The organism is Pseudenhygromyxa sp. WMMC2535 (assembly GCF_011083025.2).
Genome location: NZ_JABJWV010000005.1, coordinates 1 through 10,990 on the forward strand (window position 1 = coordinate 1; position 10,990 = coordinate 10,990).

The following is a 10,990-nucleotide window of genomic DNA, read 5'->3' on the forward strand; positions in this document are numbered from 1 at the left end:
GCCACAGGTCGGGGGTCAGCAGCCAGCCGCGGCGCTGGACCAGCGAGTAGGCGTAGTTTCTCGAGGCCGCTGTCGCCGTCGTCGTCGTAGCCGCCGTTGCCCAGGGACACGCCGGCGTGGGACAGGCCGCTGGGGTCGACCTCGGAGTCGACGGTGGCGTTGCCGCCCAGGCCGTCGCCGATGCCGGGGTGCCGATGGCGCGATCGAGGGTCTGCCAGCGGAACCAGGACTTGAAGCCGTAGTTGACCACGGGCAGGCCGCTCGACAGCTTGCGCTGGAGCATGCCGGGTCGTCGCGGCGCTCGAGGAAGATGCTGAACTGGCGGACGTCGTCGTACTTCTCGGCCGAGAAGGCCTGGGCGACGAGGTTGCCCGAGTCCCACTCGGCGCCGAGCAGCTGGGCCGTGGTCGGGCCACTGGACGCCCAGTCGTAGCTCACGCCCGAAGGTCAGGGCGTTGCGCTTGTCGGGGCCGAAGTCGAAGGTCAGCTTGACCGAGTCGACGGAGTCACCGTAGTCGGTGTCGACCATGCGCACGATGTCGGCGTGCTCGCCGCGATCGTAGCCGTTGCCGTCGTTATAGAAGATGCCCATACCCCAGTGGTTGGGCATGCGGCCGGCCTCGAGGTCATGCGAAGCCGAAGCGAATCTCGCCCCAGGCGCGCTTGACCGTGATGCTGTCGGTCAGCGAGTTCACGCCCTGGGTGGGCGCGGCCATCGAGCGGGTGAACAGGCTGACGGGCGCCCAGGGGTTCTCGGCGGCGAAGCCCTGGGGGTGCTGCCGAGCACCAGTTGTCGAGCAGGTCGACCTGGGCGTGGACCTTGACCGTGTCGGTGACGTGGATCGTGGGCTCGAGGCGCAGGCGGAGGTTGGCGCTCGAGGTGCCGCGGCGACGGGCGCAGCGCTGGCTGATCTTCGTCGCGCTCACTCCGGCGGAGCTCAGCTGCTGGTAGCAGCTGGCGTCGTTGGACGAGAGGTCGCCCTCGTCGTTGAGCTCGGCGGTCTCGGCCGGAGGGATGAAGAACTTGTTGGTCTCGGTGTCGAGATCGTCGTAGTCGAGGTTGAGGTCCAGGCGGTGGAAGTAGTCCGCGCGCATGCGGAAGTAGCCGTGGAGCTCGAAGAGCTGGACCTTGCGCCGACCCTCGGGCTGCGCCGGGACCGGGACGACCGGGGCGAGGGCGCCCTTGTCCTTGGGCGCGGCCTCGGCCGGGCCGTCTTCACTGTCGCCGCCGCCGGGCGGGCCGCCTGGGCCACCCGGGCCGGCTTGGCCGCCGGGCATGGCACCCGAGCCGGTCCCCCCCATCGGCGGGGCGGCCCAGGCCGTCGCCGAGAGGCCCAATCCGAGGCCCAATCCAAGGCCAGTTGCGACGCCGAGGCCGAGGGTCGATCCCAAGATCGGACCCAAGACAGAGGTCGCGAAGCACAGTGGTCGCCGAGGAGTGGGCATGAAAGCGGGGCACGATAGCCAGCGTCCGATGACCCGTCAACGCCGGGCCTGGAGCTCGTTTAGAGGCTTTAGGTGCAAATTGCGCCAGGATTGGGGGCGCCCTGGGGGTGCGCGATCGCGGCAGCGCACGCGGCCCTCGGCTTGGCGTACCCTGGCCCGATGAGCGCCCAGTGGCACCCCGGCCAGCTGCTCTTCGTCGGCTTCCCGGGTCGCACGATCCCCCCAGACCTCGCGGCCTGCATCCGCGAAGGTCGCGTCGGCGGGGTGATCTTGTTCAAGCGCAACGTCGGCGAGCCCAGCGAGGTCCGCGCTGGTCCGTGAGCTCCACGCGCTGGCCCCCCGCGGACGCGCCGCTGACCGTGGCCGTGGACCAGGAGGGCGGCCGGGTCCAACGCCTGCGAGATCCCTGGACCGAGTGGCCGCCGATGCGCGCCCTGGGCTCGCGCAGCGTGGCGGACACGGCCCGCTTCGCCGCGGCCATGGCCCTCGAGCTGCTCGACTGCGGCTTCGACCTCGACTTCGCGCCGGTGGTCGACGTCGACAGCAACCCCGACAACCCAGTGATCGGCGACCGCAGCTTCGCCCGCGACGCGGCTCGGGTCTCGGCTCACGCCACCGCCTTCATCCAGGCCATGCAGGGCAAAGGCCTGGCCGCCTGCGCCAAGCACTTCCCCGGTCACGGCGACACGGATCTCGACAGCCACCTCGCGCTGCCGCGCCTCGACCACGGCCGCGAGCGCCTCGATCGCGTCGAGCTCCCGCCCTTTCGCGCGGCGGTCGAAGCTGGCGTGGCCAGCGTGATGACGGCCCACGTGCTCTACCCGCGCCTCGACCCCAAGCGCCCGGCCACGCTCTCCCCCGAGGTCATGGGGTGCTGCGCGACGAGCTCGGCTACGACGGCCTGGTGCTCTCCGACGACATCGAGATGCGGGCCGTCGCGGATCACTTCTCCGTCGAGGCGCGCAGCCTCGGGGCGCTGCGCGCAGGCGTCGACGTGATCTTGGCCTGCTCCGCGGCGGACCTGCGCGAAGAGGTGATCGCCAAGCTCGAGGCGGCCCCGGACGCGCTGGTCGAGGACGCGCTGCGTCGCGTGGTCGCGTTCAAGGCCCGCTTTCAGGCTCCGGCGGTCGTGCCCCTGAGCGAGCTCGGGCCGCCCTTTGCGAGCCACCGGGCCCTGGCCGAGTCCCTGCGGGTGCCGGCGAGCGAGGACCCGGGGACTGATCCAGCTGATCCAGCTGATCCAGCTGATCTAATCGATCCCACCGAGCGCGACTGAGCTGCGGCTCGTGCATCACGCGTCTTCGTGAGTGGTGGCGCGGCCCAGGTCGCGCGGCTGGTCGTCCGTTTTCGTGAGATCTGTATCGCGCGTTTCGCTCGCAGACGCTTTGGATCACAGATCGGCTGTAGCGACTTCAAAACGAGATTTCGAGCGCTCACGAGGAGGCGCGCGCGTGGAGGGGGGCGACTTTGCCCCTCGTGTAATTAGATTGTGTTCGTGCTCTGGCGCCTCGTCAGCGCGATATCCTGGCCAGGCGAGACGAGCATGACGATGCGCCATCGCGTCGCGCATCGCGTCATGCTCGTCTCGCCTGCCAGGATATCGCGCTGACGAGGCGCCAGAGCACGAACACAATCTAATTACACGAGGGGCAAAGTCGCCCCCCTCCACGCGCGCGCCTCCTCGTGAGCGCTCGAAATCTCGTTTTGAAGTCGCTACAGCCGATCTGTGATCCAAGCGTCTGCGAGCGAAACGCGCGATACAGATCCTCACGAAAACGGACGACCAGCCGCGCGACCTGGGCCGCGCCACCACTCACGAAGACGCGTGATGCACGAGCCGCAGCTCAGTCGCGCTCGGTGGGATCGATTAGATCAGCTGGATCAGCTGGATCAGCTGGATCAGTCCCCGGGTCCTCGCTCGCCGGCACCCGCAGGGACTCGGCCAGGGCCCGGTGGCTCGCAAAGGGCGGCCCGAGCTCGCTCAGGGGCACGACCGCCGGAGCCTGAAAGCGGGCCTTGAACGCGACCACGCGACGCAGCGCGTCCTCGACCAGCGCGTCCGGGGCCGCCTCGAGCTTGGCGATCACCTCTTCGCGCAGGTCCGCCGCGGAGCAGGCCAAGATCACGTCGACGCCTGCGCGCAGCGCCCCGAGGCTGCGCGCCTCGACGGAGAAGTGATCCGCGACGGCCCGCATCTCGATGTCGTCGGAGAGCACCAGGCCGTCGTAGCCGAGCTCGTCGCGCAGCACCCCCATGACCTCGGGAGAGCGTGGCCGGGCGCTTGGGGTCGAGGCGCGGGTAGAGCACGTGGGCCGTCATCACGCTGGCCACGCCAGCTTCGACCGCCGCGCGAAAGGGCGGGAGCTCGACGCGATCGAGGCGCTCGCGGCCGTGGTCGAGGCGCGGCAGCGCGAGGTGGCTGTCGAGATCCGTGTCGCCGTGACCGGGGAAGTGCTTGGCGCAGGCGGCCAGCCTTTGCCCTGCATGGCCTGGATGAAGGCGGTGGCGTGAGCCGAGACCCGAGCCGCGTCGCGGGCGAAGCTGCGGTCGCCGATCACTGGGTTGTCGGGTTGCTGTCGACGTCGACCACCGGCGCGAAGTCGAGGTCGAAGCCGCAGTCGAGCAGCTCGAGGGCCATGGCCGCGGCGAAGCGGGCCGTGTCCGCCACGCTGCGCGAGCCCAGGGCGCGCATCGGCGGCCACTCGGTCCAGGATCTCGCAGGCGTTGGACCCGGCCGCCCTCCTGGTCCACGGCCACGGTCAGCGGCGCGTCCGCGGGGGCCAGCGCGTGGAGCTCACGGACCAGCTCGCGGACCTCGCTGGGCTCGCCGACGTTGCGCTTGAACAAGATCACCCCGCCGACGCGACCTTCGCGGATGCAGGCCGCGAGGTCTGGGGGGATCGTGCGACCCGGGAAGCCGACGAAGAGCAGCTGGCCGGGGTGCCACTGGGCGCTCATCGGGCCAGGGTACGCCAAGCCGAGGGCCGCGTGCGCTGCCGCGATCGCGCACCCCCAGGGCGCCCCCAATCCTGGCGCAATTTGCACCTAAAGCCTCTAAACGAGCTCCAGGCCCGGCGTTGACGGGTCATCGGACGCTGGCTATCGTGCCCCGCTTTCATGCCCACTCCTCGGCGACCACTGTGCTTCGCGACCTCTGTCTTGGGTCCGATCTTGGGATCGACCCTCGGCCTCGGCGTCGCAACTGGCCTTGGATTGGGCCTCGGATTGGGCCTCTCGGCGACGGCCTGGGCCGCCCCGCCGATGGGGGGGACCGGCTCGGGTGCCATGCCCGGCGGCCAAGCCGGCCCGGGTGGCCCAGGCGGCCCGCCCGGCGGCGGCGACAGTGAAGACGGCCCGGCCGAGGCCGCGCCCAAGGACAAGGGCGCCCTCGCCCCGGTCGTCCCGGTCCCGGCGCAGCCCGAGGGTCGGCGCAAGGTCCAGCTCTTCGAGCTCCACGGCTACTTCCGCATGCGCGCGGACTACTTCCACCGCCTGGACCTCAACCTCGACTACGACGATCTCGACACCGAGACCAACAAGTTCTTCATCCCTCCGGCCGAGACCGCCGAGCTCAACGACGAGGGCGACCTCTCGTCCAACGACGCCAGCTGCTACCAGCAGCTGAGCTCCGCCGGAGTGAGCGCGACGAAGATCAGCCAGCGCTGCGCCCGTCGCCGCGGCACCTCGAGCGCCAACCTCCGCCTGCGCCTCGAGCCCACGATCCACGTCACCGACACGGTCAAGGTCCACGCCCAGGTCGACCTGCTCGACAACCTGGTGCTCGGCAGCACCCCCCAGGGCTTCGCCGCCGAGAACCCCTGGGCGCCCGTCAGCCTGTTCACCCGCTCGATGGCCGCGCCCACCCAGGGCGTGAACTCGCTGACCGACAGCATCACGGTCAAGCGCGCCTGGGGCGAGATTCGCTTCGGCTTCGGCATGACCCTCGAGGCCGGCCGCATGCCCAACCACTGGGGTATGGGCATCTTCTATAACGACGGCAACGGCTACGATCGCGGCGAGCACGCCGACATCGTGCGCATGGTCGACACCGACTACGGTGACTCCGTCGACTCGGTCAAGCTGACCTTCGACTTCGGCCCCGACAAGCGCAACGCCCTGACCTTCGGCGTGAGCTACGACTGGGCGTCCAGTGGCCCGACCACGGCCCAGCTGCTCGGCGCCGAGTGGGACTCGGGCAACCTCGTCGCCCAGGCCTTCTCGGCCGAGAAGTACGACGACGTCCGCCAGTTCAGCATCTTCCTCGAGCGCCGCGACGACCCCGGCATGCTCCAGCGCAAGCTGTCGAGCGGCCTGCCCGTGGTCAACTACGGCTTCAAGTCCTGGTTCCGCTGGCAGACCCTCGATCGCGCCATCGGCACCCCCGGCATCGGCGACGGCCTGGGCGGCAACGCCACCGTCGACTCCGAGGTCGACCCCAGCGGCCTGTCCCACGCCGGCGTGTCCCTGGGCAACGGCGGCTACGACGACGACGGCGACAGCGGCCTCGAGAACTACGCCTACTCGCTGGTCCAGCGCCGCGGCTGGCTGCTGACCCCCGACCTGTGGCTGCGCATCAACTGGCGGACCATGCGGGTCGAGCTCGAGGCCGCCGGCGTGTTCGGCAGCTTCCGCCACCGCGACCTCGACGAGGACCGCACGAGCACCGACTTCGACGAGATCATCGAGACCGCGCTCGCCGACGAGCTCACCCGGGTGATCCAGTTCGGCTACGCGCTCGAGTTCAAGTACGGCCTGTTCAACGACCGCTTCCACATCGGCGTCGACCACGGCATGGCGACCGGCGACAGCTCGCCGCCCACGGCCCTGAACTACGCCTCGGCCTTCCCCAACGACACCAGCTCCATGGGGACGCTCAGCGACGGCTCGCCGAGCACGCTCTCGGCCTTCCGCTTCAACCCCGCCTACGTCCAGGACCTGCTGCTCTTCAAGGAGCTGCTCGGGACCGTGTCGAACGCGGCCTACGTCAAGCCCTGGCTGGCCTTCTACTTCTTCCAGAACAACTTCAGCGCCCGCGCGGACATCGAGTTCGCCGGCGCCTACGACAGCCGCGGCACCCTCGCCGGCGACAAGTCGATCTGGGGCCTCGAGCTGGCCGGCTCGGCCCGCTACCACGACGTCGACGACCCGATCTTCATCCAGCTCCAGTACGGCGTGATGTTCCCCTTCGGCGGCTTCGAGCCCATCGTCACCTCCGGCTCCGGCGCGGACGCGACGACCGAGCGCCTCGACGCCAAGGCGGTCCAGACCGTCCAGGCGCAGCTGGGCATCCGGTTCTAGAGCGGGCTCGCCTCCGCGCAGAGCTCCTGGATCTTGCGCACGTCGCTGGCGTGCAGGGTCATGTCGTCGCTGCCTTTCGCGCGGGCCATCGACTGGATCAGCCGGACGTCCTCCATCGTGGTCTTGATCGCCTTCCCCTTCGCCTTATCGCCGCTGCTGGACGAGCGCTGATGCTTGGGTTTGCTGTCGCCCTTGATGTCGACGGTCTTGTTCTGGAGGGCCGCCTGGATCGCCGGTGAATTGGCGAAGGCCGTGAGCCGGTAGCACATCACCGAGGCGTTGTTGTAATTGCCGTCGCTCTCGTTGAAGAAGCTCCGAGCCCCGTTGGCGTGGTTGTTCCAGTCCTCGTGGTCGACGCCCTGGAGGTATTTTCCGAGCTTGCAGCGGGCGAAGTAGTGCTGGTGGCCAAGGCCGAGGCAGTGGCCCATCTCGTGGAACAAGCAGTGTTCGTCGTAGGAGAGGATCTGGGGCCCGCCCTGACGACCGACGGGAGACGCACCTCCGCCACCTCCGCCCGTGTACCGGAACACGACGTAGTCCTCCTCGTCGTCCCGCGGGAACCACAGGTCGAGGCCGACGCTGACGTTGAAGCTGTGGAGCATCGCCATGAGGTTGTTCTCCGTGAACCTCGCGCTGTCGTAGGACTGCGCCTCGATCACGCAGGGCACGCCCCTACGCCAGTGTTTTTTTTGACTCCGAATCCACACGTTCATGGTGCTCTCTCCTAGGAAAACAGACCGCCGATGGTCTTGCCGAACTTCTCGGCCTCCTTGCCGATGTTCTTGCCGAACTTCTCGAACTCCTTGCCGAGGCCATTGAAGGCCTTCTCGATGTCCTTGGGCGCGAAGCCGGCGCTCTTCATCAGCTTCTCGACCTCCTTGGGCCCGGCGCCGTAGGCCTTGGCGATGCCCTTGCGAAGTCATCGGCCCCGGACTCGACGGCGAGCCACCCCTTCTCGACGGCCTCGGCGACGTCGTCGAGGCCGCCGAGGACGTCCCCGAAGATCTGCTCGGCGCCGTCCTCGATGGCCTGCAGCGCGTGGCTGGTCAGGTCAGGGGGGAACCCCACACCCCCCCAAAACCTGACCAGCCCGCGCTGCAGGCCATCGAGGACGGCGCCGAGCAGATCTTCGGGGACGTCCTCGGCGGCCTCGACGACGTCGCCGAGGCCGTCGAGAAGGGGTGGCTCGCCGTCGAGTCCGGGGCCGATGACTTCGCCAAGGGCATCGCCAAGGCCTACGGCGCCGGGCCCAAGGAGGTCGAGAAGCTGATGAAGAGCGCCGGCTTCGCGCCCAAGGACATCGAGAAGGCCTTCAATGGCCTCGGCAAGGAGTTCGAGAAGTTCGGCAAGAACATCGGCAAGGAGGCCGAGAAGTTCGGCAAGACCATCGGCGGTCTGTTTTCCTAGGAGAGAGCACCATGAACGTGTGGATTCGGAGTCAAAAAAAACACTGGCGTAGGGGCGTGCCCTGCGTGATCGAGGCGCAGTCCTACGACAGCGCGAGGTTCACGGAGAACAACCTCATGGCGATGCTCCACAGCTTCAACGTCAGCGTCGGCCTCGACCTGTGGTTCCCGCGGGACGACGAGGAGGACTACGTCGTGTTCCGGTACACGGGCGGAGGTGGCGGAGGTGCGTCTCCCGTCGGTCGTCAGGGCGGGCCCCAGATCCTCTCCTACGACGAACACTGCTTGTTCCACGAGATGGGCCACTGCCTCGGCCTTGGCCACCAGCACTACTTCGCCCGCTGCAAGCTCGGAAAATACCTCCAGGGCGTCGACCACGAGGACTGGAACAACCACGCCAACGGGGCTCGGAGCTTCTTCAACGAGAGCGACGGCAATTACAACAACGCCTCGGTGATGTGCTACCGGCTCACGGCCTTCGCCAATTCACCGGCGATCCAGGCGGCCCTCCAGAACAAGACCGTCGACATCAAGGGCGACAGCAAACCCAAGCATCAGCGCTCGTCCAGCAGCGGCGATAAGGCGAAGGGGAAGGCGATCAAGACCACGATGGAGGACGTCCGGCTGATCCAGTCGATGGCCCGCGCGAAAGGCAGCGACGACATGACCCTGCACGCCAGCGACGTGCGCAAGATCCAGGAGCTCTGCGCGGAGGCGAGCCCGCTCTAGAACCGGATGCCCAGCTGCGCCTGGACGGTCTGGACCGCCTTGGCGTCGAGGCGCTCGGTCGTCGCGTCCGCGCCGGAGCCGGAGGTGACGATGGGCTCGAAGCCGCCGAAGGGGACATCACGCCGTACTGGAGCTGGATGAAGATCGGGTCGTCGACGTCGTGGTAGCGGGCCGAGCCGGCCAGCTCGAGGCCCCAGATCGACTTGTCGCCGGCGAGGGTGCCGCGGCTGTCGTAGGCGCCGGCGAACTCGATGTCCGCGCGGGCGCTGAAGTTGTTCTGGAAGAAGTAGAAGGCCAGCCAGGGCTTGACGTAGGCCGCGTTCGACACGGTCCCGAGCAGCTCCTTGAAGAGCAGCAGGTCCTGGACGTAGGCGGGGTTGAAGCGGAAGGCCGAGAGCGTGCTCGGCGAGCCGTCGCTGAGCGTCCCCATGGAGCTGGTGTCGTTGGGGAAGGCCGAGGCGTAGTTCAGGGCCGTGGGCGGCGAGCTGTCGCCGGTCGCCATGCCGTGGTCGACGCCGATGTGGAAGCGGTCGTTGAACAGGCCGTACTTGAACTCGAGCGCGTAGCCGAACTGGATCACCCGGGTGAGCTCGTCGGCGAGCGCGGTCTCGATGATCTCGTCGAAGTCGGTGCTCGTGCGGTCCTCGTCGAGGTCGCGGTGGCGGAAGCTGCCGAACACGCCGGCGGCCTCGAGCTCGACCCGCATGGTCCGCCAGTTGATGCGCAGCCACAGGTCGGGGGTCAGCAGCCAGCCGCGGCGCTGGACCAGCGAGTAGGCGTAGTTCTCGAGGCCGCTGTCGCCGTCGTCGTCGTAGCCGCCGTTGCCCAGGGACACGCCGGCGTGGGACAGGCCGCTGGGGTCGACCTCGGAGTCGACGGTGGCGTTGCCGCCCAGGCCGTCGCCGATGCCGGGGGTGCCGATGGCGCGATCGAGGGTCTGCCAGCGGAACCAGGACTTGAAGCCGTAGTTGACCACGGGCAGGCCGCTCGACAGCTTGCGCTGGAGCATGCCGGGGTCGTCGCGGCGCTCGAGGAAGATGCTGAACTGGCGGACGTCGTCGTACTTCTCGGCCGAGAAGGCCTGGGCGACGAGGTTGCCCGAGTCCCACTCGGCGCCGAGCAGCTGGGCCGTGGTCGGGCCACTGGACGCCCAGTCGTAGCTCACGCCGAAGGTCAGGGCGTTGCGCTTGTCGGGGCCGAAGTCGAAGGTCAGCTTGACCGAGTCGACGGAGTCACCGTAGTCGGTGTCGACCATGCGCACGATGTCGGCGTGCTCGCCGCGATCGTAGCCGTTGCCGTCGTTATAGAAGATGCCCATACCCCAGTGGTTGGGCATGCGGCCGGCCTCGAGGGTCATGCCGAAGCCGAAGCGAATCTCGCCCCAGGCGCGCTTGACCGTGATGCTGTCGGTCAGCGAGTTCACGCCCTGGGTGGGCGCGGCCATCGAGCGGGTGAACAGGCTGACGGGCGCCCAGGGGTTCTCGGCGGCGAAGCCCTGGGGGGTGCTGCCGAGCACCAGGTTGTCGAGCAGGTCGACCTGGGCGTGGACCTTGACCGTGTCGGTGACGTGGATCGTGGGCTCGAGGCGCAGGCGGAGGTTGGCGCTCGAGGTGCCGCGGCGACGGGCGCAGCGCTGGCTGATCTTCGTCGCGCTCACTCCGGCGGAGCTCAGCTGCTGGTAGCAGCTGGCGTCGTTGGACGAGAGGTCGCCCTCGTCGTTGAGCTCGGCGGTCTCGGCCGGAGGGATGAAGAACTTGTTGGTCTCGGTGTCGAGATCGTCGTAGTCGAGGTTGAGGTCCAGGCGGTGGAAGTAGTCCGCGCGCATGCGGAAGTAGCCGTGGAGCTCGAAGAGCTGGACCTTGCGCCGACCCTCGGGCTGCGCCGGGACCGGGACGACCGGGGCGAGGGCGCCCTTGTCCTTGGGCGCGGCCTCGGCCGGGCCGTCTTCACTGTCGCCGCCGCCGGGCGGGCCGCCTGGGCCACCCGGGCCGGCTTGGCCGCCGGGCATGGCACCCGAGCCGGTCCCCCCCATCGGCGGGGCGGCCCAGGCCGTCGCCGAGAGGCCCAATCCGAGGCCCAATCCAAGGCCAGTTGCGACGCCGAGGCCGAGG

10 protein-coding genes and 4 pseudogenes are annotated in these 10,990 nt (G+C 68.8%); 5 read left to right on the plus strand and 9 right to left on the minus strand.

Going from position 1 to position 10,990, the window contains the following annotated elements; genetic code table 11:
* Positions 1–483: 483 nt before the first annotated feature.
* Complete coding sequence (locus G6O69_RS41750) at positions 484–1,446, minus strand: hypothetical protein (protein ID WP_176397318.1); 963 nt, start codon at positions 1,444–1,446, stop codon at positions 484–486.
* A gap of 159 nt (positions 1,447–1,605) precedes the next feature.
* Here G6O69_RS41750 and G6O69_RS41045 point away from each other — a divergent pair, with 159 nt between their 5' ends.
* Together G6O69_RS41045 and nagZ are read left to right on the plus strand one after the other, a co-directional pair.
* The gene (locus G6O69_RS41045; protein WP_255216823.1) at positions 1,606–1,767 is read left to right on the plus strand and encodes a hypothetical protein; all 162 of its coding nucleotides are present in this window, start codon (positions 1,606–1,608) and stop codon (positions 1,765–1,767) included.
* Positions 1,768–1,811: 44 nt separating this feature from the next.
* Positions 1,812–2,722, plus strand: a pseudogene (nagZ, locus tag G6O69_RS37250) (beta-N-acetylhexosaminidase).
* 568 nt (positions 2,723–3,290) lie between these two features.
* Here the strand turns inward: nagZ and G6O69_RS41050 are convergent.
* The 4 genes and pseudogenes from G6O69_RS41050 to G6O69_RS42590 form a co-directional block, all read right to left on the minus strand.
* The gene (locus tag G6O69_RS41050) at positions 3,291–3,701 is read right to left on the minus strand and encodes a glycoside hydrolase family 3 N-terminal domain-containing protein (RefSeq protein ID WP_255216824.1); all 411 of its coding nucleotides are present in this window, start codon (positions 3,699–3,701) and stop codon (positions 3,291–3,293) included.
* A gap of 64 nt (positions 3,702–3,765) precedes the next feature.
* A pseudogene (locus tag G6O69_RS42585) lies at positions 3,766–3,918 on the minus strand (glycoside hydrolase family 3 N-terminal domain-containing protein); the annotation flags it as partial.
* A gap of 82 nt (positions 3,919–4,000) precedes the next feature.
* Positions 4,001–4,138, minus strand: a complete 138-nt coding sequence (locus G6O69_RS41060) for a glycoside hydrolase family 3 N-terminal domain-containing protein (RefSeq protein ID WP_255216825.1) — start codon at positions 4,136–4,138, stop codon at positions 4,001–4,003.
* Between the two features lie 80 nt (positions 4,139–4,218).
* Positions 4,219–4,404, minus strand: a pseudogene (locus tag G6O69_RS42590) (glycoside hydrolase family 3 protein); the annotation flags it as partial.
* A 159-nt stretch (positions 4,405–4,563) separates the two neighbouring features.
* Between G6O69_RS42590 and G6O69_RS37260 the strand changes: the two are divergent.
* On the plus strand, positions 4,564–6,744 hold the full coding sequence (locus G6O69_RS37260) for a TIGR04551 family protein (RefSeq protein WP_176396849.1): 2,181 nt from the start codon (positions 4,564–4,566) through the stop codon (positions 6,742–6,744).
* On the opposite strand, the gene G6O69_RS37265 is transcribed toward G6O69_RS37260, so the two are convergent.
* From G6O69_RS37265 to G6O69_RS37275, 3 genes are read right to left on the minus strand one after another with little or no spacing between them, the layout of a single operon-like run.
* Positions 6,741–7,457 (minus strand): M12 family metallopeptidase, encoded by a 717-nt coding sequence (locus tag G6O69_RS37265; RefSeq protein ID WP_172304208.1) that lies wholly within the window; start codon positions 7,455–7,457, stop codon positions 6,741–6,743. The two genes, G6O69_RS37260 and G6O69_RS37265, sit on opposite strands and share 4 nt — an antisense overlap.
* A gap of 11 nt (positions 7,458–7,468) precedes the next feature.
* Positions 7,469–7,606 carry a hypothetical protein gene (locus G6O69_RS37270; RefSeq protein WP_176397319.1) on the minus strand — a complete coding sequence of 46 codons (138 nt, stop codon included), beginning with the start codon at positions 7,604–7,606 and terminating at the stop codon, positions 7,469–7,471.
* Entirely contained in the window at positions 7,606–7,812 is a 207-nt protein-coding gene (locus tag G6O69_RS37275; protein ID WP_176397320.1) for a hypothetical protein, read from the minus strand. Before G6O69_RS37275 ends, G6O69_RS37270 begins: the two co-directional genes overlap by 1 nt.
* Between G6O69_RS37275 and G6O69_RS37280 the strand changes: the two genes are divergently transcribed.
* Positions 7,783–8,151, plus strand: coding sequence for a hypothetical protein (locus G6O69_RS37280; protein ID WP_176397321.1), 369 nt, complete (start codon positions 7,783–7,785; stop codon positions 8,149–8,151). The genes G6O69_RS37275 and G6O69_RS37280 overlap by 30 nt on opposite strands.
* A gap of 11 nt (positions 8,152–8,162) precedes the next feature.
* Positions 8,163–8,879: a M12 family metallopeptidase gene (locus G6O69_RS41075; RefSeq protein ID WP_172304208.1), complete on the plus strand. Its 717-nt coding sequence runs from the start codon at positions 8,163–8,165 to the stop codon at positions 8,877–8,879.
* A gap of 955 nt (positions 8,880–9,834) precedes the next feature.
* Here G6O69_RS41075 and G6O69_RS41080 read toward each other — a convergent pair.
* Positions 9,835–10,911, minus strand: a pseudogene (locus G6O69_RS41080) (hypothetical protein); the annotation flags it as partial.
* Positions 10,912–10,990: the final 79 nt, after the last annotated feature.